General features: G+C 34.4%; 24 protein-coding genes. 4 read left to right on the top strand and 20 right to left on the bottom strand.

Going from position 1 to position 26127, the window contains the following annotated elements; all coding sequences use genetic code 11:
- Positions 1–60 precede the first annotated feature (60 nt).
- The 14 genes from BCR26_RS01915 to BCR26_RS01850 form a co-directional block, all read right to left on the bottom strand.
- A complete protein-coding gene (locus BCR26_RS01915; RefSeq protein ID WP_069697277.1) occupies positions 61–810 on the bottom strand; it encodes a MurR/RpiR family transcriptional regulator in 750 nt (249 codons plus the stop codon).
- A 236-nt stretch (positions 811–1046) separates the two neighbouring features.
- Positions 1047–1880, bottom strand: coding sequence for a MetQ/NlpA family ABC transporter substrate-binding protein (locus tag BCR26_RS01910; protein ID WP_069697276.1), 834 nt, complete (start codon positions 1878–1880; stop codon positions 1047–1049).
- Between the two features lie 13 nt (positions 1881–1893).
- Entirely contained in the window at positions 1894–2559 is a 666-nt protein-coding gene (locus tag BCR26_RS01905; RefSeq protein ID WP_069697275.1) for a methionine ABC transporter permease, read from the bottom strand.
- Positions 2556–3290 carry a methionine ABC transporter ATP-binding protein gene (locus BCR26_RS01900; protein ID WP_069697274.1) on the bottom strand — a complete coding sequence of 245 codons (735 nt, stop codon included), beginning with the start codon at positions 3288–3290 and terminating at the stop codon, positions 2556–2558. Before BCR26_RS01900 ends, BCR26_RS01905 begins: the two co-directional genes overlap by 4 nt.
- A gap of 29 nt (positions 3291–3319) precedes the next feature.
- Entirely contained in the window at positions 3320–4333 is a 1014-nt protein-coding gene (gene lplA, locus BCR26_RS01895; protein WP_084386984.1) for a lipoate--protein ligase, read from the bottom strand.
- Between the two features lie 713 nt (positions 4334–5046).
- Positions 5047–5583, bottom strand: a complete 537-nt coding sequence (locus tag BCR26_RS01890) for an HdeD family acid-resistance protein (protein WP_069697273.1) — start codon at positions 5581–5583, stop codon at positions 5047–5049.
- Between the two features lie 99 nt (positions 5584–5682).
- Positions 5683–6618: an ROK family protein gene (locus BCR26_RS01885; RefSeq protein WP_069697272.1), complete on the bottom strand. Its 936-nt coding sequence runs from the start codon at positions 6616–6618 to the stop codon at positions 5683–5685.
- Positions 6619–7293: 675 nt separating this feature from the next.
- On the bottom strand, positions 7294–7899 hold the full coding sequence (locus BCR26_RS01880; protein ID WP_069697271.1) for an AAA family ATPase: 606 nt from the start codon (positions 7897–7899) through the stop codon (positions 7294–7296).
- Between the two features lie 2 nt (positions 7900–7901).
- Positions 7902–8768, bottom strand: a complete 867-nt coding sequence (locus tag BCR26_RS01875; RefSeq protein ID WP_069697270.1) for a class II fructose-bisphosphate aldolase — start codon at positions 8766–8768, stop codon at positions 7902–7904.
- 21 nt (positions 8769–8789) lie between these two features.
- Positions 8790–9197 carry a hypothetical protein gene (locus BCR26_RS01870; RefSeq protein WP_069697269.1) on the bottom strand — a complete coding sequence of 136 codons (408 nt, stop codon included), beginning with the start codon at positions 9195–9197 and terminating at the stop codon, positions 8790–8792.
- A gap of 21 nt (positions 9198–9218) precedes the next feature.
- On the bottom strand, positions 9219–10508 hold the full coding sequence (locus BCR26_RS01865) for a PTS sugar transporter subunit IIC (protein WP_069697268.1): 1290 nt from the start codon (positions 10506–10508) through the stop codon (positions 9219–9221).
- Between the two features lie 23 nt (positions 10509–10531).
- Positions 10532–10837, bottom strand: coding sequence for a PTS sugar transporter subunit IIB (locus BCR26_RS01860; protein ID WP_069697267.1), 306 nt, complete (start codon positions 10835–10837; stop codon positions 10532–10534).
- Positions 10838–10921: 84 nt separating this feature from the next.
- A complete protein-coding gene (locus BCR26_RS01855; RefSeq protein WP_069697266.1) occupies positions 10922–13003 on the bottom strand; it encodes a BglG family transcription antiterminator in 2082 nt (693 codons plus the stop codon).
- Positions 13004–13389: 386 nt separating this feature from the next.
- A complete protein-coding gene (locus BCR26_RS01850; RefSeq protein ID WP_069697265.1) occupies positions 13390–15336 on the bottom strand; it encodes a heavy metal translocating P-type ATPase in 1947 nt (648 codons plus the stop codon).
- Between the two features lie 324 nt (positions 15337–15660).
- Here BCR26_RS01850 and BCR26_RS01845 point away from each other — a divergent pair, with 324 nt between their 5' ends.
- The 3 genes from BCR26_RS01845 to BCR26_RS01840 all read left to right on the top strand — a co-directional run bounded on the left by BCR26_RS01845 (position 15661) and on the right by BCR26_RS01840 (position 18251).
- A complete protein-coding gene (locus BCR26_RS01845) occupies positions 15661–17187 on the top strand; it encodes an AMP-binding protein (protein ID WP_069697264.1) in 1527 nt (508 codons plus the stop codon).
- Positions 17188–17489: 302 nt separating this feature from the next.
- On the top strand, positions 17490–17837 hold the full coding sequence (locus BCR26_RS19170; RefSeq protein WP_211272277.1) for a DUF6440 family protein: 348 nt from the start codon (positions 17490–17492) through the stop codon (positions 17835–17837).
- Positions 17838–17969: 132 nt separating this feature from the next.
- Positions 17970–18251 carry a hypothetical protein gene (locus BCR26_RS01840; RefSeq protein ID WP_069697263.1) on the top strand — a complete coding sequence of 94 codons (282 nt, stop codon included), beginning with the start codon at positions 17970–17972 and terminating at the stop codon, positions 18249–18251.
- 276 nt (positions 18252–18527) lie between these two features.
- Here the strand turns inward: BCR26_RS01840 and BCR26_RS01835 are convergent, their stop codons facing one another.
- Together BCR26_RS01835 and ahpC are read right to left on the bottom strand one after the other, a co-directional pair.
- The gene (locus BCR26_RS01835; RefSeq protein WP_069697262.1) at positions 18528–20216 is read right to left on the bottom strand and encodes an FAD-dependent oxidoreductase; all 1689 of its coding nucleotides are present in this window, start codon (positions 20214–20216) and stop codon (positions 18528–18530) included.
- Positions 20217–20289: 73 nt separating this feature from the next.
- The gene (ahpC, locus tag BCR26_RS01830) at positions 20290–20853 is read right to left on the bottom strand and encodes an alkyl hydroperoxide reductase subunit C (RefSeq protein WP_069697261.1); all 564 of its coding nucleotides are present in this window, start codon (positions 20851–20853) and stop codon (positions 20290–20292) included.
- Positions 20854–21131: 278 nt separating this feature from the next.
- Here ahpC and BCR26_RS01825 point away from each other — a divergent pair, with 278 nt between their 5' ends.
- Entirely contained in the window at positions 21132–21824 is a 693-nt protein-coding gene (locus tag BCR26_RS01825) for an aspartate/glutamate racemase family protein (RefSeq protein WP_069697260.1), read from the top strand.
- 94 nt (positions 21825–21918) lie between these two features.
- Here BCR26_RS01825 and BCR26_RS01820 read toward each other — a convergent pair whose 3' ends face one another.
- From BCR26_RS01820 to BCR26_RS01805, 4 genes are all read right to left on the bottom strand, one after another.
- Positions 21919–22602, bottom strand: a complete 684-nt coding sequence (locus tag BCR26_RS01820) for an O-methyltransferase (RefSeq protein ID WP_069697259.1) — start codon at positions 22600–22602, stop codon at positions 21919–21921.
- A 319-nt stretch (positions 22603–22921) separates the two neighbouring features.
- The gene (locus BCR26_RS01815; protein ID WP_069697258.1) at positions 22922–24454 is read right to left on the bottom strand and encodes a C47 family peptidase; all 1533 of its coding nucleotides are present in this window, start codon (positions 24452–24454) and stop codon (positions 22922–22924) included.
- Positions 24455–24469: 15 nt separating this feature from the next.
- Complete coding sequence (locus BCR26_RS01810; RefSeq protein ID WP_069697257.1) at positions 24470–25129, bottom strand: cysteine peptidase family C39 domain-containing protein; 660 nt, start codon at positions 25127–25129, stop codon at positions 24470–24472.
- Positions 25130–25349: 220 nt separating this feature from the next.
- Positions 25350–25973, bottom strand: coding sequence for a hypothetical protein (locus tag BCR26_RS01805; protein ID WP_069697256.1), 624 nt, complete (start codon positions 25971–25973; stop codon positions 25350–25352).
- Positions 25974–26127: the final 154 nt, after the last annotated feature.

Below are 26127 nucleotides of genomic sequence, written 5' to 3'. Positions count from 1 at the left end.
TAATTTACTACAAAAAAAGAAGATCTTTAGAGATCTTCGCCTATTTCCACTTAAATTTATTTAATCCAAAAGCTTTTGTGTATTTGTACACATTTTTTGATACGCTTCAAAAAGAGAATTTAACACAATTAGAAGGGGCGTTTTATCTGTAATATTATATCCATTCAAATATTTTTCTGGAGAATAGCAATACAAATGATAATCACAGACTTTTTGCAGAGAGTTATTAGACAGATGCGTCACTCCCAGTAAAGAACAGTTCTTTTCTCGCGCTTTTTCAGCGATTTTTATTAGTTGAGGGGATTCGCCAGACAAACTCACTAAGATTAGAAAAAGATTCTTTTCCGTTTCTAATTCATAGAAAACCTCATGTTGATACGTATGAAATGTTGACTTATGGTCTAACGCTTGAAAATTTTTTGCATAAATTTCTGTTGGATACGATGTTTGTCCAACCGCAAAGAAAACAACCTTTTTAGACAGCATAATTTGCTTCGTAATTTTTTCTTCTAATTCATGATTGATAAGATCGAAAGTTCTCTTGATCACTTCCCACTGTGGGGCATGTTCAATGGGATACTCTATATTATTTTCTATCTTGATCGCATTTTTCAACTCAGAAAAACCACTGTATCCCAATTTTTGACTATATCGAACAATTGTATTTGGTACCGTGTACAATTTTTCTGCAAGCACTCTGATTGTTAACTTAGGGAAATCATTTCTATTTTTCTGAATAAACTCAGTAATAGTATCATCGGTGTCATTCAATTTATGTTCAAAATTAAGAATACGATCGTCGAATTTCAACTTTTTCTCCCAACTTCCATTTTTTTATCAGTTTATCATATCTTGTCTTTGTTTTGTAGAGTGTTACGATGAATAAAAGAGAGAGAAAAGCTTAAAACGATTATTATCTTTCCTAAAAAAAATCTAGCTATTCCCCACTTTTTCAACGAAAATAAATAGACTGAGAAAAAATCAAATAAATTTATCTCAGCCTATTATTTAAGTTCATTTAAACTTTTCAATCCATAAGTTGTTTTTTAAAATGCTGGAACCAACGTAGCATTTTGCTTTTCTATTAAGAAATCACGCACTTTATCACTCGTCATCGCTTTTTTTAATGCTTTTATTTTAGCTGAATCTTTGTTGTCTTTTCGTGCCACTAAGCTAATCGCAAAACGGTCATCAATATTTTTTTCCAATATTAAAGCATCTTTTGGTGTTAATCCGACTTTTGCAATATAGGTTGGATAGTTGTAAACAAGTGCTACATCCGCTTCATTATATGCTTCTGCCAGGTTTAATAAATCAACAGATAGCCACTCTAATCTTTTGGGATTGGCTACTACATCTTTGATTGTTCCTTCAAAACCAACGCCATCTTTTAGTTTAATCAAGCCTTCTTCAGCTAAAATTGCTAAGGCCCGGCCTTCATTTGAAACATCACTTGGTAATGCCACTTTGGCTCCGTCAGGAATATCCGTTACTTTTTTGTAATTTTTAGAATAGAAACCAACTTTTGCATTGTAAATTTTTTGAACCAGTACTAAATCGCCATTTTTTTCTTGATTAAATTTTTGCATGAACGGTTCGTGTTGAGCAAAATTTGCATCAATTTCTTTTGCATTCAATAATTCATTATATTGGATATTATCATTTACTTGAACCAACTCAACCTGATAGCCATCTTCAATGGCTTCACCAGCAATTTTAACAACATCCGTCATTGGTGGCATATGAGAAGCTACTTTAATAATTTTGTCTTCCTTTTTTCCTTCGTTTGAATCCGTTGTAGCCGATTTTTGACTACCACATCCAGCAAATAAAAACCCTGTTACTGCAAACAATGTTCCTAATAAAAAAATTTTTTTCATTTTTTTCTCCTAACTAATGTTTTTTATCTATTTTTTTAGCAACCCGACTTCCTAAAAATTGGATTGTACTAACAAAAAGAATCATAAGCATAATTGCTGTGTACATCACTTCGTATTCATACCGTTGATACCCATAGCGCATCGCAAAATCGCCAATGCCGCCACCACCAACTACACCCATAACGGTTGAATAAGAGACAAGGCTAATGACCACTGAAGTCAAAGTCAACACCAAACCTGAGCGAGCTTCCACATATAAAAAGCGGAAAATAAACTGGCTCTTCGTACTGCCTAAAGCCTTTGCTAATTCGATTGTTTCAGCGGGAACTTCTAGCAATACCTGTTCAACTAATCGAGCATACAAAGCAATCGACACGATGGATAGGGGGAATGATGCGGCATAAGTTCCAAAGGCCGTACCTAAAATGGAACGAGTAAAAGGAATTAAGGCAACGACTAGTAATAAAAATGGAAAAGAGCGGACAATATCTACAAAAGCATTTAAAACTACTGAGAGCAGGCGACTTTTTTTAGACGTATTCAAGCCTGCTAAATAAATAAATGTTCCTACAGGTAAACCAATTAAAACCGCCGTTGTAGTAGAAATCAGTAGCATTATTCCACTCTCAGACAAGGCTTTTAACAGCTCGGGGAAATAATAGGTTAGTTTCTCGGTCATTCGCCTAAACACTCCTTAATTCGCTCGTAGTATGAAGGAAATTGTTGCTCTTGCTGTTTTTTAGAAATCAGCATCGTTTCTATCAATTGCCCTTTTTCTAAAATTGCTGCCCGGTTACATAGTTGCTTAATGACAGCCAATTCATGGCTAACAATAACCATTGTCGTTCCAAAACGTTGATTAACCTGACGGAGGAGTTCAACAATCTCATAAGCATGCTGCCCATCTAATGCAGAAGTGGGCTCATCACAAAGTAAAATCTCTGGCTCATTAATCAATGCTCGCGCAATTGCCACTCGTTGTTTCTCTCCACCGCTTAACTGTTTTGGGTAAAACTGTTCTTTCCCACTCATCTGAACAAAATCCAATATTTCAAACACACGCTTCTCATCTTTTTTGTTAGTTAAAGTTAAAGGCAAATGAACATTTTGGAAGACTGTCTGATTATATAACAGATTGAAATGTTGAAAAATCATGCTACTTTTCTTTCTGACTCTTCTCTGTTGTTCCTTTGTTAAATCATTTAAAAGCAACGCATCAATTTTTATTTTCCCTTCATCTGGTTGCTCCAACGTATTAATCATTCGTAACAAAGAGGATTTTCCTGAGCCGCTTTCGCCAATCACACCAAAAATTTCATGAGAATCAATGGTTAGATTTATCTTATTCAACGCTTTTATCTCTGTTTCTTGATGACGGTAAACTTTAGTAATGTTCTCAAAAGTAATCATTTTCCTTCCCTCCCTCGTTTCAGTACCTACTAACCAATTAACAAGCCGATAAAATCGGTCTTTGAAATATTTTTAAAATATTCCTCTATTGAAACATTTTTCAACGCCAGTGCTAGTGATTTCTGATTGTACCCACAACCAACAAGCAAGGCCTCAATCTCTTCTGTTTTCTTCTGTCCAAAATAATCGCCGTAAATCGTTAGAGCTACTATTTTCCCTTTATCTACAGAAATCTTTGCTTCAATCGTCCCGCCTTTAAACCGCTCTTCTTTCTGGATTGTAAACTTCGGTTCCTCACCAAATATCCAATCCTCATTAGCATAAATATCCTTGACTAATTGGTCAATCGCTTCATCATCCTGCGGTGTTAAGTGGTATTCGTGAGAAATAATTTCAGCTAACGTCTTTGCGTTAAAAAGATACAGCAACAACTGATCCCGAAACTCTTCAATTGTTAAAGACTGATATTCTGCTGACAAATACGGCCTTAAATTCGTTACTCTACTTCTAACCGACTTTGTGCCTTTTGATTCCAATTTTTTCTGAGAAACCGTTAACACACGATTGGCTTCTTCAATATTTACATCTAACATCAAGGTTCCGTGCGCGTACATTTTTTTATTTTTCGTATACATAGCATTCCCAGAAAATTTCTTCCCATCAATGAGCAAATCATTTCTTCCACTGACTTCAGCTCCTGTTGCACCCAGAAAATGCAAGGCTTTAATAATTGGCTTCGTAAAGAGTTTAAAATCACCGAAAGACTGACTATCTGCATCCACTACAAAACTAAAACTTAAATTGCCTAAATCATCGTAAACGGCCCCACCACCAGATAATCTTCGAGTGATCGTAATTCCCTGCTCTGTTGCATAATTCATGTCTACTTCTGACAATACATTTTGGTTTCGTCCAACAATCACGCAAGGTTTCTGTATGTAAAAGAGAATGAGTGGCTCATCAAAAGAAACATGATTTAACAAATATTGCTCTGTTGCCAAATTTCGACGAATATCATCTGACTTCATTATTACGTAACGCATTAGCAACCTTCTTTCATCCCTATATTATCTAAATAGAAAAATGAATCCTTTTTAAGACACTTTTAGTCTATCATTCTGAAATTTCAAATGACATATTTATGCTCAAAATTTGAGCTTTTTTTCAAAAAAAACGCTTTTTTATATAACAGTTTTACCACCTGTTACAGTTATTAGTACAGTTAAAAAGCATCATTAAATATAAAAAAATCTATGTATTAGCTTAATTAACTACCAATACATATAACAGAAACAACAAAAAATATACACTGTATTAGTAAATCAGAAAATATAGTAAATCAACAAAGAAAAAAGCATTGTTGAACCAGAACTCAAAGCTCTATGTCTGGTAAAAACTATGCCTATACGAGGGAATCAACGGGCTACTATTTATATTGAGGAGGTTAAATGAATCAAAAGATGAAAATTCAAAACAAAACCTACTGTTTTATGGATACATGATTTTTTTTAACTTCTTAAAACAAAAAAAGACCCGCCTTTTGGGGAAAGGCGGGAAAAGGAGTTAAAAATGAAAAAGTGTTTTGTTAGGGTTGTTTTGTTGGTATGTCTATATAATACAAGCTAATTGTGATGAAAATGTGACCATTCCATTCCTATTTTGCAAATTTTTTCTAAAGGAAAAAAGAAAATGCTTATTTTCACCTCTATCTCAAATAAGCAATTGAAACTCTTTTTAGCTAGTAGAAAAAAGCCTACTATTTAACTTTACGTAATTGGAAAAAGGCAATCAATTCTGAAATTCCCATAAAAATCAAGATAGCGCCAAATAATTGGAACAGAAATAGTAAACTGCTGAAAGGGTTAAAAACTAAAACCAAGCCAGCGACAAAAGTAATTACCGCATATATCATTAAAGAAACCCAATTAACTTGTGGATAATTTTTTAAATTATTCGCTTGAATAAAGCGCGCAATCCCAACGATGACAATAATGATTCCTAAGAAAAATGGTAAGATACTAACGATTCCTTTAGCAAAGACAAGAATAATCCCCGCCAATACTAATAAAATAATACCGCCCATCATACTCATACCATATTCGCCTGTTTGCTTTTTGATTTTAACTCCTTCATAGACACTTAATAATCCCATAATTGCCGTATATGCTGAAATAAAGTAAACAGCTAAATTAAACACAGCATGGGGATTCATAACAATTACAATTCCAAAAAGAATATACGCAATCGCTCGCAAAAGTGCATATTTCCTGATTTGATCCATCACATTACTCATCTTTATCCCTCCATTCATTTCCTCTAGCCCTATTGTATAAAATATCTTGAATAAACACGAGTCATAAGTCCTTTTGGCAGTATGATTCCTTCACACAAGTTAGTTTGACATTTTCTTTTCAAAATATTTCGCTGCACCAATTAGATTAGCTTGTTCCCTAAATTTACATTTTAGTAGTCTAGGCAGCTGAATTTCCAAGATTTTTTTTTCATCTTTTGGAGCCATAATATTTCGAAACTTTTCTAATTGATCTTTTTGGTTTTGAACAAGTTCCTTAACTTTCTCTAAAACATTGCTGAAATACTGTGGATTCGCTGTAACGCCACCTCCAATAACAATTGCCGTCGGATGATAGGCTAGATTTAGAATAATTAATACTCTAGCCAAATTTGTATACATTTCATCTAATTCAGAAATTAATTCTGCATCTCCTGCTTTCGCTTTTTCTAAAATATATTTACCATCAAACGTCACATGTGATTGGTTTTGTTTCTTTGCTATTTTTTTACTGACTTGAACCATTGAAATCGCTGAATTATTCAACGCTTTAATACTTTCTGCCAAAAACACTTCCATTTTTTTCTTCTTTTCAGGCAATTCACCAATTTCTCCGAATTCATTTACATAAGCTGTTCCAACACCTGTTCCCATCACTACGTATAAGTAGTTCCCTTGATTTTTGCCAGCTCCTAGCGAATATTCTGCTAATGCAACACACTTCGCATCATTACACATTGTAATTGGGAGTTTAAAGTACTTTCTTAATTCTGTTAGAAAGAAACCAATGTGAAGATAAGGAACGAAGCTAAGCCCCATAATTGCCCCCAATTGCTCATTTACTTCTCCTGGACAACTAATGGCGATCCCTTTGATTTCAAAGTTTGTTTGAAAAGAAATTAATTTTTCTTCTAGAAAATCAAAAAAAGCTGTTTTACTTTTTGGCGTTGCTACTTTCCCTTGTTGAGATAATTGTTCATTTTCCCAAATCCCATATTTTACTGCTGATCCCCCTATATCCAATACAAGTAATGTCATCTTTTCTCCTATCTAAAAAAATCAATGATTTTTTTTTCGCTTTGTTGCCTCTATATTACCATTGATTTACTCCTATTTGATAAAAAAACTCTGTTCACTACGAAAAATAGCCTCTGTAGTCTACCAAAAAAAAGACCCGCCTTTTGGGGAAAGGCGGGAAAGGAGTTAAAAATGAAAAAGTGTTTTGTTAGGGTTGTTTTGTTAGTATGTCTATATAATACAAGCTAAATGTGATAAAAATGTGATGATTTTATCTTTATTTGCTTAAGAAAGTTTAAAGGTCGTTTCGTTTGTCTATTTGTCTTATATAGATAAAAGATTCACAGAATCCCCCCCTTTTTTTGACTTTCCCTTATATATATTTCATCATAAGAGTTGCATAAACAAAAAAAACGAAACAAAGTTTTTTCCTCTAGTTTAATCAGTTTTCAAATAAGGGTTGCTTCCGAAGAAACAGCAGTTATTACCAGTAACCGTGACCAGAAGCCAATGTGAATTACTTGAGCTTGCCATTTATTTAGCTCAAATTTGAAGCTTGGAAGCTCTGAGACCTGACCTTTGGGCTCAGAGCGGTTCCACGGTTTTTCACTCGCAATAGCTGCTGGTAGTGGAGCCTAGTTGCCTTTTTTTCAATTGAAAGATCAGAATAGTTTAATCTAGTTTATACAACATTAATTATATCTCATTTTTTATTTGCTCTAGTAACTCCTCATAATTGACTTTTGAAAAATCACTTACTTCTACTTCAAAAAGTTCCCCTAACTGAAATTCATTGTATTTCCTTTTAGCAATTATCTCTGCAAAGTCGGCCTTACTAATATGATTATCCGCTTTTGCTCGCTCAAGTAAACAATCTCCCGCTTGATAATGACTCATTATATGACTAAGATGGCGTTCCTGTTCCTGATCTCTCAATTGTCGTCTTTGCCATAAGACGTCAAAATCTGCTACCAGTCGAATCGTAATCACTTGATAGTCATGTCTTTCTGCTAGTATTTTCAATTTAGGTTTTTGTTTTTCACTAAATGGATATTCTGTAACAATCACTTTTTTTCCTGCTGTCATATACTGGTCTAAAATAGAATAGTAAAACTGCCAAACTTCTAGCTCTAAATCAGCTTTTTCTTTTAAATTATCAAAGCCAAATCTATCAGCATACATTTCTTTAATTTCATCTGGTGTAATTAAGAAAAAATCTGGAATCACTCGTCTCATTTTAGAAATAAGGTAGGTTTTTCCTGTTGCTGGCGGTCCCGCTAACAAGAGTAACGTTCGCTTCATTGCTATACACCCAGATTCGTTGGACTATTTAAGTTCATAAAAAGCTTGATTTTATTTTTGACAATCGCTTTGACCCGTTCATTAGCAGGAATAACATTGTGACGCAATGATGTATTTATGGCTGTTTCTCCAAATGATTCTTTCGCAGTACTCGTCCAATTTACAAGTAATTCAGTTCCCACATTAAATTTCCGAATGCCATTGTTAATGAGTTCTGGGTAGTCTTCTTCTTTTACTCCAGTGCCACCATGAATCACTAGTGGAACCTCTACTACAGCATTAATCTCTTTTAATAATGGAATATTGACCTCCGTTTTACTTTTAAATTGTCCGTGATTTGTCCCAATCGCAATTGCTAGAGCATCAACTCCTGTTGCTTCAACAAATTGTACAGCATCCTCTGGCTCGGTATAGACTTTATCGTTTTCGTCAACATGAATCCCTTCTTCTGTTCCACCAATCGTTCCTAACTCCCCCTCCACGCTGACCCCCTGTTGATGAGCATATTTTACGACTGCTTGGGTTTTCAAAATATTTTCTTTAAAAGGTAAATGTGAACCGTCAAACATCACTGATGTATATCCACTATCGATTGCTTCTTTAATATCTTCAAAGTCTCTCGCATGATCTAAGTGTAACACCGCATCTACCATTTCTGTTTCTGCTATTTCCTTGACTACTGCTACTAAAACACTCATCCCAATGTATTTTGCTGTATCAACACTGGTTTGAATAATAATCGGTGCCCCCATTTCTTTCGCTCCACGAATCATTTCAGGAAGCATCTCTAAGTTATGAGCATTAAAAGCGCCCACTGTAAAATTTAGTTTTTCAGCTTGATTTGTTACCTGTTTCAATGTTGTATACATAAGTAAACTCCCTTTTCTATTTTAGCCACTAATTGTATAGTTTCTTGCTATTTGTCTTAACTCATCCATTTTTCCCATCCATTGATCAATCCCCTCATCATCACCAGCATACGCAGCTTCAGAACGTTTTTTATTGTAAAGGTTCATTAATATTTTATAGCCCTCTCCAATTGATGGCTTGTAGGAAAAACTTTTTTCTAAACTGACGATTGAAGCCTCTACATCTAGTTCCGATTGTAAAACACCTAATTCTTCATAGACTTTAGCCAGTATTTTAGCTTCTTGATGGTCCCTTTCTAAATAAATTTGAAGTTCCTTTTCTTTTTCCAAAATTTGTTCTTGTCGTACCTTTTTTTCTTCATCGGTTAATTCTTTTTTTTCTAATTCTTGCGTTTCCTTTTTTGGTCTCTTTTTAAAGAAATTTAACATAGGATGACTGCTCCTTTTCTCTTAAATCGCTTTTAGAATTGGACTAAGAATCCACGCGTAAAGTAACGCTGCCATGATTGTATCGACATCTGTCGCTGTAGCGTTAATGAAGCCCATACTATTAAAAATAGTCACTAGTAACGCCGGCAATAGCGTAATGAAAAATCCATGCGCAATTCCACCAATAATCGCACCCCGGCGACCGCCTACTTGATTCCCGAAAATTCCCGCTGTTCCTCCAGCAAAAAAGTTCGTTAACATTCCTGGTAAAATCATCGCTAAACCAAATGTTGGTAAAACAAACATCGCAATCACAGAACCAATCGTCGTTGTAATAAAACCTAAAATAACGGCATTAGGACTATATGGGAAAAAGACTGGACAATCCAAAGCGGGGATTGCATTTGGAACAATTTTCATGGCTATTCCTCGGAAGGCTGGGACAATTTCCCCAAGTAATAGACGAACACCTGCTAGTAATACATAAACCCCAACAACAAATTGAATCGACTGGATAAAGGCAAACATTAAATAGTTTTGCGAACCAGATAATTCTGATCCAAATTCTGATCCTGCAAAAGCTGCCGTAATAACAAATAGTGGCACCATAACAACCATTAATGACAAATAAGTATCTTGTAGAAATTCAAATGCTTTTGGGAGTTTAATCTCTTCAATTGATTTTTTCTTTGCTCCTTTTTCGCCAAAAACATAGGCTACTCCTGCTTCAAACATATAACCAATTGTACAAAAATGACCTAAAGCAATATCGTTGGAACCAGTAACTTTTCGAATAATAGGTTGTGCAATAGCTGGCATTGCAACAGCAAAAATCCCTCCTACAAGCCCACCAACAATAATTAGTAGAACTCCTCTTAACCCTGCAAAATAACCAAAAACTGTTGTCATCGTAGCCATCCATAAAATTGCTTGTCCCGTTAAGAAAATATATTTCCACTTTGTAAACCGTGCGATTAAAATATTAAAAATAAAGATTGCTAAGAACGTCAGCGCAATATCGCTACCTAAGCCAAGTTCATTCATTGCTTGGCCGTTGATAGCTTCGATTGAAGGAATAATTCCCTGCATAGCAAATCCTTTAGTAAAAATCTCGCCAAAATAAATTAAACTACCAACAATAATTCCTGACCCAGCACTTAAGACTTGAAAACCCAACAACGTTTTAAAGGTTCCCGAAATAATTTGTCCAAAAGATTTTTTCTGTAAAGACAAACCAAGTAAAGCAATTAAACTAATTGTAATAGAAGCTTCTGTCAAAATATTATCAATAATAAAGTTTACAATGCCCATGTTTATGCTCCTTTTTTATGTTTTTAAATGAGTCCTTTTTCTTTTAAAATAGGGGTTATTTTTGCTTCAATTTCTACTTTAGAAACAATGTTTTTCAGATACATAATGGTTGTCTTGCTTTCATCAATAGCATATTTTTCAAACTGCGAACGGAAATTTTCTGCGGTAATAATCAAATCTGATTTCATCGAAACGGCGGATGAAATATCTGTGTGATCTAAGTTAGCTTCTATTCCTAATGTTGTTAAAACATCTTCTGTTGACATCTGGGCGGCAAAACTACTACCTAAACCTGCGCCACATACAAATAAAATATTCAACTTTTTCATTTTTATCCTCCTCTTCACTTATCAACTACCAAAATAACAGCAACTATTTCTTTTACAACATGGAAACTCCTCCCTCTCTCCCTGCTATCGGCTTTGATAGAGTATTTTCTGAAACTCACTCGTTGTTGTGGCTTCGGTCAAAAGCTTAATCTTCTCTTCATCGTGAATTAAAGCCACTATGTCTTTCATAATATTTAAATGTGAGTAGCTATCAACAGCTGCTAAGCAAAAAATAATTTTTACTGGATCGTTTTCTTCATGACCAAAAATAATCGGATGTTCTAAGGTCATAACACTAATCCCTAATTCTTTCACCCCATCTTCTGGTCTTGCATGAGCCAATGCCAGATTTTTTCCAATCACAATATATGGCCCAAATTCATTTAAAGAGGCAATCATAGCGGTTACATATTTTGGTTCAATAACTTTAGCCGTAATTAAAGGTGTCGCTACCTTCTCAATAGCTTGTTCCCAGTTTGTAGCTGGGACGTTCAAAAGTATCCCAGATTCATTTAATACATCTTCTAGCATAGGTTGTATCTCCTCTTGATTGATTTTAAGTTGATGATTTTTAAAGGTTTGTTCAACTTTTTGATATACTTCTTTGGTAACTGTACCACCACTTGCTTCGATAATTCCTAATAGCGAAAACAATAAACTTGTTCCATTTCTTGGTTCATTAACAACACGGCGGAGATGTTGGTATTCTATTAAAAATTCTTTGATTCTCCGCTTATCTTTCTCAAGTAGAATTGGGTTCAGCAATAAGGTTGGTAACGTTTTTTGTTCCAAGCGAACCGTTGAAAATAATAAATCAACATCCATTTTCTTCAAGACGGTTAACTCCCTCGAGCTTAAAATCGCAATCACTTCAACCGAGAATAGCTCCTTCAAATTTTCTGCTAATAAATGAGCAGTTGCTGTTCCATGATTACAAACTACTGCTACTTTAAAAATATATTCTAATTCTTGATTGATTCGACTTTCCGAAGTAGAAAAATAAATCGCTAAAAAAGCCAGCTCATCCTGAGTAATTTCATTTTTGACTATCTCTTCAATCGTAGGAGCAAAACGAACTACGGCTTCATAAATTTCCGGATAACTACTGGCAATATTTTCTGTAAGAGGATTAAATACTTGAAAGTTGGTTTTCATTCGATGCAATAAACCTGTTAAATGCTTATATAAACCTTCGTATAATCGTTCTTCTCTACGACTAAAAGGGATCTTCGTTTCTTTTTCTACATGCTGAATCAATTGGATGGTCAACAATTGGGCTTGAACCCACTCAATGGAATTGTTCATATCTTTTTTGTTAAAACTTTCAAGGATAAAAGCAATATATTTCCGTTCATTCAAAGAACAAATCAACTTGAACTCTATCATTACTGCATCCACAAAATCTAGAATTTCTGATTCATTAAAAATAGCATTTTCTGATAAAGTATCAGCAATGGTATTCCCTAAATTGAAACGACTCACCCAAATAGCTGTAAACATTAAAACCTGTTTGCGATAGATATTTTCCTCCCAAGCAGAAATCTTCCGATTATAAATTTCATCTAATTGGTAAAAAGTTTTTCTAGGGATGTAAGTAAATAAAATTTTATCCAAAATACTTTCATCTACTTCATTTTGCTGGTAATCAACAAGGCCAATAAATTTTACAATAATATCAAATAGCATCGTTCGTATAGTTCGTTCTCCGCCACTTAACACAAGGCCTTGCTTGGGGATGCTAACAATATCGATACTGTATTTGTATAACAATTGCCGCACTCTTCGCATATCATCGTCTAAGGTACTTTTAGACACTTGATAGTCAGCTTCTTTGGCATATAAATAGGTTGCCTGTTTTCCCAAACCACTGGCTAAAATTAAATCAAATAGTCGTTCTTCTGGTGTAAAATAAATAAACTCTGACCATTCTTCAAATACCGTTAACAATTCTGATTTCTTTTCAGTGTCGGTTATTAGTTTTAATCCTTTTCCTCGTTCGTTTTTGATTGAACCTATTTTTCGTTGAGCTAAAAAGTCGTTAATTTTATTGACTTCATTTCTAAGCGTTCTTGCACTCACTTGAAATTCCTTGGAAAGTTGTTGAAATGTGACGTCTTCTTGATTACTGATAAAATATTTAATAATCTGGATCGTTCGTTCTTTCATTTCCTCACCTCCGCTTAAGTTCATTATAGCTTCGATTAAAAGAATATATCAGTAGAGATTATTGCCATCTGAAGTTGCAACAATCTAAGTGGTCTTTTTTTATAATAAAGCACAGGAAAGATTATCTTTAGAAAAAATTTGCAAAATAGAGATGAAATAATCACACTTTCATCACAATTAGCTTGTATTATATAGACATACCAACAAAACAACCCTAACAAAACACTTTTTCATTTTTAACTCCTTTCCCGCCTTTCCCCAAAAGGCGGGTCTTTTTTTTCAGTTATACATCATGATCTGTCAGTGCTATTTTAAAAAAATTAAAAATACTATTAAACCAAGGTAAATCTCCTTGATTTAATAGTATCTTATTAGAATCCATACATCTATTTTGTTGGAATAAGCAATCTTAATCCATTTAATATGACCAAAATGGTACTACCTTCATGAGCAATTACGCCAATGGTTATATCCATTTTTCCTAAAATATTAAGAATAACCAATAGAACAACAATCATCATGGAGAAGATAATGTTTTGCCAAACCACTCGATCTAGTCTTTTTGATACTTTATAAGCATAGCTAAATTTTGTTAAGTCATTTTGCATTAAAACTGCATCCGCTACATCAATTGCAATATCAGTTCCATCGCCCATTGCTACACCAATATCAGCTGTCACTAAAGCTGGTGCATCATTGACACCATCACCTAACATCGCGACTGTACCATATTTTTCTTGCAAGGATTGAACAATTGCTGCTTTATTTTCAGGTAAAACATTCCCAATTACTTCATCAATGCCGATTAGGTTTCCAACTGCTTGTCCTGTAATCTCTGAATCGCCTGTAATCATAGTTGTATGAACATTTTGCGATTTCAAATAATTAATCACTTCTTTAGAATTTGTATTTGGAACATCCATCATAGCGATTAACCCGATTACTTGATTGTTTTTAGCAAAGTAAATGACTGTTTTACCTTCCTTAGAATAGCGAAGGTTTAACACCTGAATCTCAGAATCTACTGCTTTAAAGATTTCGGGCTTACCAATTTGATAAACTTGGCCTTCGTATTCCGCTGTTAAGCCATGTCCAATTTTATTTTCTACGTCAATTGCTATCGTTTTTTCAGCAGTAAATTTTGTTAAGATTGCATTTGCCAAAGGATGATTCGCTGTTTTTTCCATCGCAACGACAATATCAATCCACTCTTGCTCTGAAGCACCTTTTTCTTTCTCAAAGTAATAATCTGTTACGGAAGGTTTCCCTGTTGTGAGTGTTCCTGTCTTGTCAAAAGCCACTGCTTTAATTCCAGCTAGATTTGCTAGGAAAGAGCCACCTTTAAACAGTACACCCCGTTTGGCTAAATTGGAAATCCCTGATAATGTTGCTGGAACTGCACTAGCAGCCAATGCACAAGGAGAAGCTGAAATCAGAAAAACCATTCCGCGATAGATACTTTCATCCCAAGACCATTGAAATACGGAGGGACCCATCAAGATAAAAATAGGGACAATAATCAAAACAGCAGTGACATAGTAAGGCTCTAATTTTTGAATCCTAGTAGCCGTTTTAGATAAATTTGATTGCGATTGATTTACTAACTGAAGAATTTTTGCAAAAAGTGTATCACTGCTATCTTTGGTAACTTCCATTGTAAATGTACCATTTCCGTTAATCGTACTCCCGAAAACTTCATCTCCGACTGTTTTTTCTCTAGGAATACTTTCACCATTAATTGACGATTCATCAATAGAAGTTACTCCAGATAAAATAACGCCATCTGTCGCAATTTGATCGCCATTTAGGACTTGTAACTTGTCACCGATTTTCAACACGGAAACGTCAACTGTTTTGACACTACCATCTGCTTGAATCAAACGAGCTTCAGTGGGATTCATTTTCAATAGGTTGGTAATTTCTCTTTTGCTACGTCCTTCTGCATATTCTTCAAGAAAGTGAGCGGCTGCGAAAATCAAAATTAGCAAGGCGCCTTCTTCATAGTTCCCAATAAAAGTTGCTCCCAGTGCTGCTAAGGTCATCAAGATATGAACATTTGGTACAAACTTACGTTGTCTTTTTGATTCCTTAAATGTATCACCGATTCCTTCAATAATAATATGATAACCAGATAATAGCATTGCTCCTACAAACAAACTATTTTGTAAAAAAGACCCTTCTTGCAGGAAAAAAGCGGCCAGAAAAGCGGCTAATCCTACAAAAAATAAAATAACAGCGGAATTCCCATGGTCGTGACTGTGACTATGGCCTTCATGATGATCATGATCGTGTTCATGATTATGACTCGATTTCTTTGAATTGATTGTTTCCATTCATACCCACCCTTTCTTATTCCTCACTTTACTTTTTTAAGTCCAGCATATTATTTCATTTTTTTGAAAAACGAATGAATGCTCACTCATTTGTAACTCCATAATACATGAACGAACAATCATATGTCAAGTGAAATCCACTTTATTCTATAAAAGATTACTCGAAGAGAAAGAAATTCGGCTAAATTGATACACAATATGTGATTTACCGAGCGATTTTTTCTAGCTGATTGATAGATGATTTATCCTTTTTATGCTATTATTTATAAGATATTTGTAAATATTTGAACAATTACTTTTTATTTGAAAGGAAGACAAAAACTAGTGACTGAACTTTTAGATTATCAACCGTTAAATTTGTACAGCAATTATCGTGACGCCGCAGACCATACTCCAAACATCGCTATTATTCAAGATGAGGTTTTATCTGCATTTCCAGAATTAGGACTTGAATATACTTACCAATTGAGCCATGAAGCTATTTTAAATCGTGCGTATCAATTAGCAAGTTTGGGAGTCAAAGCTGGCGATAAAATCATTATTTACAAAAGCTCTAGATTTGATACGTATTTACTGGCCGTTGCTGCTTCCTATTTGGCTGCCGTTCCAGCAATGATTTCTTATCATTTTCCAGCTAAAACAATTGAGGTATTTGTTGATCGCTTGGAAGATCCTTTCATTTTATTTGATGAAGAAACACAGGAAAAAGTTGCTTTAGTAACAAACAGCTCTAAGGAAAAACAAATCTCTATCGCTAACTTGTTAAAACAACCAGCGAAAGCCGTACCACAAGCAGAGCTACCTAAAGATCAAATTTCGTACATGACTCATACTTCTGGTACGACAGGCATCCCTAAATTAATCTGTCATTCTGCTAATTCCATGGGCTGGCGAACAAAATGGCAAAAAACAATCTTTACTAAAATTGCGGAAAAGAAACTTGTGGGATTTCATATCTCACCTGTTCACTCACGTTTTAATATCGGGATTTCTTCCCTAATGGCGATGGGCTTTCCAATGATGCCTTTGTCTAAATCAAACACTGAAACTGTTGCAACAATGATAGGAAATCATCAACCAATAGCTGTAGAAACACATCCAAATAACTTTGTTCAATGGGCTTCACTTGCACAAGAACAACCAGAAGTTTTTTCAAGTGTTCGTTACTACCACTCAACTTTCGATGCGATCAATAACGCAACAATGGCTAGCTTTTTGAAAGCTTCTGAAAAAAATGACCCTATCTTTTTACAAGTCTACGGTCAAAGTGAATGTGGTCCGATGATTCTTAAGGCGCATACGTTAGATTCATTAAAAACATCCGACGCACGAGATATGGGTGTTGGTTTAGAGGGACTTACAGAAGCAAGAATTGCCGATAAAGAGGGAAATGTTTTACCTGCTATGACAGATGGACACATTCAATTTCTCTCAAAAGGAAGAGCACTTACTTATTACAAAGAAGATGACCGCTTCCAAGCGACTGTTTTCGGTCCATGGTGGGATAGTGGGGATTATGGTTTTATGAACGAAGAAGGACATTTATTCTTAAAAGATCGTCAAGTTGATTTGATTGAAACTATTGATAGCAGTTTAGCCATTGAAGATCAGTTACTTGATGCCTTAGACTTTTTAGAAGAAGTTGTTATCGTTCGCGGAAAAGAAGATTCACCGCAACCTATTCTAGCAGTGAAACCATCTAGAGAAATGAATTGGGATGCATGGTGGGAACAAGTAGCTGATTTACCTCATTTAAATAAACCAATCATCATGGCTTTTGAAGAAATTCCTAGAACTGCAACCATGAAAGTTCAACGATTGCAGATTGAAAAGGATTTGAAAGAGAACTAAAAAATAACGCAGAGATAATTTTGACACTCACTGTTCAAAATTATTCCTGCGTTTTATTTGGGTATGAGGAGTAATCGATATGTTCTAATTTATCCGTTTACATTAGTCTTAAAAAAACGAGCCATGTTATAAACTACATAAAAATCGATGTTACTTACTATCTTTAAAAGCTTATGTTGGCTATAATAACATTTAATAGATGCTCTATTTAAGGATTATAGAGAGACGGAAAAATTGCACCTGACATACATTTTATGTATTTAAGTAGGTAAGTTATCGTTGATAATTTGAAGCAAAAGTTAATGATCATAACTGGTTACTACTTGTATTTGTCAGAAAAACTGTTGTTGCAGAAACTCTGTTTGAATCATACAAGAATTCTACATTCTTTGATGGCGATTGAGTATGGTGTGTTCATCCGTCAGGGTGAGTATGTTATCAATAAGAATCACAAAAAATCAGTTAAAAGGAGAAGAATCATGGATAAAAAACGATTTGATATTGAAAGTACACAATTGAAATTCGGTGTAGAAGTAATGATACTTACAGATAAAGTTACCGGAGTTCAGTATCTCTATCTCAGAAACGGTACTGGTGGTGGAATTACCCCTTTGTTGGACTCAAATGGTCAACCTGTAATAAAAAAATAAGTGGATTAGCAAGTCATAATTGATTGTTTTTTTATGTAGAATTTGCTAATGAATTATTCTTTTTTATGAATCGAAATTGGCTTTATAACCAGAAAAATTATAATTTCTCAAATAGAAGTGGAGATGAAACCTATGAAATGGAGCATAGATTTTGATAAATTTGAAGATGAGATGGTCAACAAAGCCTTTGGTCACGACTTATTAGTATCTTTTCCGAAAAATGATAGTTATGGTGCCGTCAAGGATTATCCTGAGTTAGTCCCTTTAGGAAGATATGTAACAACTCAGCTATCTGGTGGCGTAGTTCGATTAAATTCCAAGTTAACTACTGAAAAGATCCAAACTGAATTTTCAAAAGCTCTCAAAATAAGTACAGAGAAAATTAAAGTAACGGATACTATTCCTACTCATTAATGCTTTTCAATGCACTATTTAAATGGAAAGCTACGTTTAACAACTAACTGGAAAGGTAGCACCTAATAACTATTTTTAATCTACCTCAAATAAATTAGTGTGTTCACTTTTATTGCCAGCTTACATTTATTCTGTACTTAAACACCACCTATATATAAAAAAAGCAACTTACTCTTTATTTGAGCTAGTCGCTTTTTTTATACATTAAGTTTGAAATATCTACCGAAAAAAACCGTGAAGTCTCTGATAGTAAAAGATTTCACGGTTTGTAGCTAACTATTTTTCTAAAGCTTGAACAATTTCATCCATGTTTTTTGCACCAAAAATGATTTCTTTGTCATCAATAATCATTGCTGGTACGCTCATGATTTTCTTCTCAGTTTTCAACTCAGGGAAAACGCCAATATCAATCATTTCAGCCTCTACATTATGATTTAGTGAAGCAATTCTCTGACATGCTGCTACAACATCTGGGCAGTAATGACAGGTCAATGAAACGAATATTTGCACTTTTTTCTTAGGAAGTTCTTTAATTTTTTCGATAGTAGACTCTGCTACTGGTTGTCCAGCACTTCCAACGTTATAAACTGCCAAAACAATGGAGTTTACTTCATGTCCACTCGGAATCCCGCTGAACTTGATTCCTGTATAATTGCCTTCTTCATTTAAAAGAACCACGGTTGGTAATTTATCAATCCCATATTGTTCTTCTAATTCAGGTTTTTCACCTTTTTGAATTGTTTCTAATGTCAGTTTGTCACTCATAGAAACAAATTCTGTTAAGAAAGAATTTAGTTCCAGAGATTTTTCTTCGGCATCATCCATCACTTGTAATAAGGTTACTTCCTTCGTCAATTTAGCAAAAATGCCACTTAATTGTTCACGCATGGCATCTGGGAACCACGTATGAGGACCACTAGCTTTTGGTGCAGAGGTTTTTGTAGGTGCTGGTTTTTCTTCTTTACCTGCTGCTTCTTGAGCCGCTAAACGTTTCTCTAAGCGCTCACTAACAATCGGTAATCCAGCTTTTGTTTTCTCTTCAGATACAAATTTTTGAGCACGAGTAGCCGCGATTGCTCCATCTGCCACAGCTGTTACAATTTGGCGTAATTCTTTGATTCGTAAATCGCCAGCAGCATAGACTCCTTCAATATTGGTTTCCATGTTTTCATTTGTTACCGCATAGCCTTTTTCTAACTCAATTTTGCCTTCAAAAATTTCTGTATTTGGTTTATTTCCAGCTAATACAAATAGGCCAAACGTACTGCCTTCTGGCGCTTCATAGACCGTTTCTTCTTGCGTTTGGTTATTGATAAAAACAGCTTTTTTGACGAAGTCGTCTCCAGTAACCTCTTTGACTTCTGTATTATACAAAATATTGATACCAGGATGACGCTTTACCATCTCAGCAGTTAATTTTGCACAACTGAAGTCTGATTTACGCATAACGATTGTCACAGATTTTCCATAACGAGTTAAATAAATTGCTTCTTCAGCCGCAGCATAGCCACCACCAATCACAAAAATATCTAAGCCTTGGAAAAATTCTCCATCACAAGTGGCACAATAGGCTACTCCACGCCCTGTAAATTCAACTTCTCCTGGAAAACCGATTTTTCTATGAGTGGCACCCGAAGCGATAATTACTGTATAGGCTTGATACGTTTTTGATTGAGATTTTACTAGCTTGACTTTTTGGCTAAAATCAACATCAATCACTTCATCTGTTGCAAATTCTACCCCAAAATTCACCGCTTGCAAACGCATCTCATCCATTAATTTAGGCCCAGTTACCATTGGAACCCCAGGATAGTTAGCAATTTCAGAAGTTGTGGATGCTTGTCCGCCAATTTTATCTTTTTCAATAATTAAAGTGTCTAGCATCGCACGTCCAGCATAAATCCCAGCGGATAGGGCAGCTGATCCTCCACCGATAATGATTAAATCATAAACCTCTTGACTCATCTATGTACCCCTTTCTCTATAAGAAAGACTCCCTAAATAAAGGAAGTCTCTCTGTTTATTTTAGTTATAATCCTTAAATTTTACCTACTAAATCTAAGCTTGGTGCAATTGTTTCTTCGCCTGGTTTCCAGTTTGCTGGACAAACTTTATCGCCATGTTCAGCAACAAATTGTGATGCTTCTACTTTACGAACGATTTCATCAGCATTACGACCAATGCCCATATCGTTAATTTCATAAGATTTGATTTCACCTTCTGGATTCACAATAAATGAACCACGGTAAGCTTGTCCTGCTTCTTCATCTAAAACACCAAAGAAACGGCTAATTTTTCCACTTGGATCTGCTAACATTGGGTATTTAATTTTGCCAATAGTATCTGTTGCATCTGCCCAAGCTTTATGAACAAAATGGCTATCTGTTGAAACAGAATACACTTCACAGTTCAATTCTTTTAAGTGCGCATAGTGATCTTGCATATCCCCTAGTTCTGTTGGACATACAAATGAGAAATCAGCAGGATAAAAGAAGAAAATGCTCCATTTTCCTAAAACGTCATTTGTCGAAACCTCAATAAATTCTCCATCTTGGTACGCGTCACATTTGAAGTCAAGCAACTTTGTGTTAATTAAATTCATTTGTATTCCTCCTAAAAGTTTATAATATAAGACTAACAGTTTGAAATAACTATGTCAATAGAATAATTCTAATTAAACTACTTTTGTTTACCAATTTTTATGCAGCTATTTGAGAAAATATAGTTGTTATTCTCAATAAAACAAATTATTTGTTAAATTTCCATTCCCGTTTCCTATACTCCTCTATTTTACTCCACTCTACCAAATTTTTAAACCCTTAACTTTCATTCTCTAAACTATGGTATGATCTAAAAAAGAGTTATTTAGGAGGGACATTAGTGAAAATAATTGGTTTATTAGGTGGGATGAGTTGGGAAAGCTCAACTGATTACTATAGAATAATTAATCAAACGATAAAAGCTGAGTTGGGCGGACTTCATTCTGCCAAGTGTGTTCTTTACAGTGTAGATTTTCAAGAAATAGAGCAGTATCAGTTTTCAAATCAATGGGATAAAAGTACAGAGATTTTAACAGATGCTTGTCTCGCTATTGAAAAAGCAGGTGCAGACTACATTGTTATTTGTACAAATACGATGCATAAAGTGGCTGATAAGATTCAGGAAAAGCTTGCCATTCCGATTCTTCATATTGCCAAAGTAACTGCAGATGTTTTGAAACAGCAAGAAATCAAGAAAGTTGGATTATTAGGAACTAAATTTACAATGGAAGAGGATTTTTATACCAACATTCTTGAAAAAGAAAGTTTAGACGTCGTAATTCCCAACGAAAAAAGTCGAGAAAAAGTTAGCAAAATTATTTACGAAGAGCTTTGTTTAGGGATTATCAATGAGGAATCTAAGCAATTTTATTTAGATACGGTCAAGGAGTTACACGATGCAGGAGCCGAAGGAGTTATTTTAGGCTGTACCGAAATTGGTATGCTAATCAGCCAGAAAGATACTTCCATACCGCTGTTTGATACGACTGAAATTCATGCAACTCAAGCTGCTCTACTATCTTTGCAAAAATAATTCCTTTAAACAACAAATAAACTGCCTAGCTTCTGTCTTTAAAATAGTCAGAAAATGGGCAGTTTTTTCTCTTCGAATACTTTTGCTTTAAAAATTATAACTCTACGATTTCTTGTTCTTTCGTGATTAAAATAACGCCATCTCCCAAAGGAAGCAATGTAGACGTTAAGCTTGGGTGGTTCATAACCGTTTCTAAAAATTGATTTAGCTTCCGGTAAATGGTTCTTTGTCCTCTCGGGATTTCCTCGATTGGATCTAAAATCGTTCCCCCTTGAAAAACATCATCTACCATTAAGACACCACCTACAGGTAATAAACGTAGACATTCTGGTAAAAATTCAATATATTTTGACTTTGCACTATCCATAAATATAAAGTCGTAAGGACCTGTCAATGTCGGTAGAATATCAGCAGCTTGCCCTTCCAATAAAGTTACCTTATCGGTCAATCCCAGTCGTTCATAGGTCACTTTTGCTTTTCTAATCATCACATCAAAGCGATCAATCGTGGTAACATGCCCTTCAGTTCCAACATATTGTGCCATCAAACTTGAAGAAAATCCGATTGCTGCTCCGATTTCCAAAACATTTTTTGGCTTTAATTGTCCTAAAAAGAATTGTAAAAAAACCACAGTTTCGTGAGGAATCACTGGTACTCCAGCTTCATGGGCTTCTTCTTCAATCTTGCCTAGTTCACCTGCTACTTTTTTTTGTTTATTTCGCATAAAATCAACCAATTCTTTTTTTACTACTGGTCGATTCATCATTTCGTTTCGCATCTAAATCGCTCCTTTTCGCTTCTTTATTATAGGGGGAGAGAAACACGATGTCAAAGTAAAAAATAAGTCCAAAAAAAAAGAACTCATAGTCCTTTCATAATCTTTTCTGGAAAGTAAGCCCGCATTTTCTTCACCTATTAGGAAGATTCAATATTATCAACTCTATTGAATGCATAGAAATCCCCTGTTAGAGCGATTTTCAAATCGATCCACAAAGTATAACTTATTAAATTATTTCAAAACGAACAAAGAGCTTGAGTCCTAAGCTCTTTGCACATAGTTATTATTTTAGATAGTAGCACTTAAGAAAATAAATTTATTATTGGGAAAGATCTTGCTCTAAAATCCATTTATTCAGTCCATTTAAATAGTAAGCCAATTTTGAATTAGATTGTCTTACTGGCTTCACCTGTATTGCTGAGTATCGTTTATTTCTAAAGGACGGATCAATAAACTCTCCGGTCTGAGCATTACTTGCTTTCGATAATAATAATACATTTTTATTTAATAGAGCTGTTGCATAAGATTTTACATCTTGCTCTAATACCCACTGATTTAGCCCTTCAAGATAATAAGCTAATTTAGAGTTAGATTGTTTCACTTCTTTTACATCTTTAATAATATATTCTTTACTCCTAAGATTTGTAGGAATATTGCCACCGGTTTGATACTGTGAAGCAAATGACTGTAGAGTCACAATTGTATTTATCTTATCCTTGTATTTTCCTTGTCTATAATTATATATTGATCGATACCATTCATAATTTGTTGATCCTAATGTCATATATTGTGATTTACTTGATACAATAAAGGTATCTTCCCACCAAGGATTCCAGTAAAAGTAGTACGGTGGATAGGAGTTAATATCTCCACTTTTAGGGGCGGTATACCCTATAAGAGCAATTGAATGGCCTGCAGTCGTTGTCGACTTCAAGTCAGTAATGACAGGTGCTTTATTTATGATTTCATTCTTTATCATTGTAAAAGGGAGTATATCATTCTCGAATTTAAGTGAATAGTTATAGGTTTTATTCACATAATTTATTATATCAAATAAACTTTGTTTAACAATCCAGTTACTGTCCATCAATTGTGCTTCTGTTGCCTTAGGATGACTCTTATGAATAATATCGCTAGCTGAGGTAACTTGTTTACCTGCTTGGTGATTAATTGCTGCAGCCATAGTAAAACTTTGGCACCACGGCTGGTTTCCTTGTGTCTCATAGACGTTCCATGGAAGAATATTTGTATCAAACTCTACCAAAGCTCTTGCTGATTTCAAATTTGGTTGTGCTGTTGGCTCTGTTATATCAATTGTTTTAACAGATTGGCTGGTAGGAATTTCAACTGGAACATCTGTAGTATTGATTGTTAACAAAGGCTGTTTTGTATTCATATAGTTATAGAAGACATTTTGATTTAAACCGTCTAACTTAATTGGTTGCTCATTATTCGTAGTAATTGTTAAACTGACATCTTCTAATTTTTTTGCCAAAGCCTTTGATAGCATGAAACTATCAGGATTTTGATTATTTGAAGAATCAATTTGTAAAAGATAAGCTATCTGCTTGTTTTCTTTCGCTATAATTGGATAATTAAAGGTCATACTTTCAGGGTAACTAATGGTGAAAGGTTGCCCTAGATAATAGTCTGCAGTACTTCCATTATCTGCCAGCATCATTTTATTTAAATAGTCTTGCCAATTTTGCGTGGCTAGCACAGTCGTTTCATTTGGTACATCAGTTGATTCAACATACAAAGAAGCAGCATCAGCTTTTGTTTCTAATCCAACATTCAACATAAAACCAACAGTCAAAAACAATCCAAGTCCAAAACGTTTTGCATTCTTCATCTGTATTCCACTCCCTTATTTGTTAAACCCGTATAATGTAGAAACCCATTTAAAGGTGATATTTGCAGTAGGATCTGTTTGACTTTCAGTCAGAAGTAATGGTATTTCACTTTCTCCTCCACTATAAATAGCACCTTTACCATGCGTAACGCTTTGATACATATAAAGAATCATAGGCGGTCTGCCAGGAAAAGTAATTTTTTGATAACCATATATAATTATTGACGTTTCTTGCTCAATCCAATAATTACCATTTGCAGTTAGATATGCAATAACAGGACGACCATTAGATAGCTCTTCTTTCAATAAGTTTATATCTGGATAGCCTTTTAAAATTTTGGTTTGATATTTTTGACTAGTCAAATAATTGTTAGATTGCTCAAGATTAGCCGAAACTGTATTTAGTTGAGAATCATTATATGTTGGATAAACATATTTGAGTAATTCCTTTGGTGTTCGTTTATTTGATTTTTCAATAAAATTCAAAATGTAGGCTATTGATTTTGGAGTGGGTTGCATGGTAAACCCTTTTTTTATCGAGTCAGATAACTCCTGAATTATTATATTTTCTACTTCTGGAGGAGTAAAATCAGCGTTAGCTTTCTCAGGAGATAAAATTAGCACCAGTGAAAAGATAATTGAGAAAAGTACCAAAAAAATTTTTTTTATATTCATACAAAACGTATCCTTTCAGTTTATTAGAATTTTTACCAATAAAAATCAGCAGTTTCAATATACAAATTACTTATTACTAAATTTACCTATAATATAGCTTAAAATTACAATAAATAGATAAAAAATTAACGGAGCCAAGTTATTCATTTTATAAGTTGTTAGAAACACAAAAATTACAAGTAGAATAAAAAGTAGAATAACAATTCTACTTTTTTTATTATTATCCATAAGCATTGATTCCTTTATTAGTTATATCAAGAACTTCTGTAACAGAAATTCTAACCCCTGCTTTTTTATGCTCAGCTTTATCATGTTCTCTCATAATATCTCTAGCTGCTCCAAAATAGGTAAATGCATAAGATCCTAGAGCGGCTAAAATTCCCGCCAAACCAGCTGTAAGAGCTGATCCAAGTCCTAGTGCCGCAGCAATCAATCCAGCAACTCCTCCCGACCCTCCTATGAAGCCTTCAGAAAATGAAAGATTAGCAAAAATGTTAGCTAACTTATTAATTCCTTCTTTATTATATGCAAAAAAATTAATTCCTCCGTTGACTACTTTAACTTCTGTCGAAGGTTGCGCTGGTTTGACATTTCTACTAAGTGGTGTATCTAAGGTGAGGGACATACCTTCATATTGTTTTAATAAACGATTAACTTCATCAGCTTTTTCGCTAACTGTCATATGTTCCATTTTCTTTAATTGGCTATCTACAACTTTTTGTGTTTCATTTAAACTCTGATCATAAGCTTCATTAGCATAAGCATAACTACTCGAAGTTATGAATGGAGTTAGTGTCAAGAATATCCCAGCAATAAGACATACTAATTTTGATTTTTTAAACATATAATGAACCTCCACATTTTTATTTTAGTAAGCGCTTAACTAGAGTAAACTTAACATTAATTATAGTATTTGTAAATAATAATATGAATATTATGTTTATTTGCATATAACATTATCCTTACAGTTATATTTAGTTTCTCATGTTCAATATAAC

This window comes from Enterococcus rivorum (assembly GCF_001742285.1).
GTDB classification, from domain to species: domain Bacteria; phylum Bacillota; class Bacilli; order Lactobacillales; family Enterococcaceae; genus Enterococcus_L; species Enterococcus_L rivorum.
This window is presented reverse-complemented; position numbering and strand designations above follow the sequence as displayed.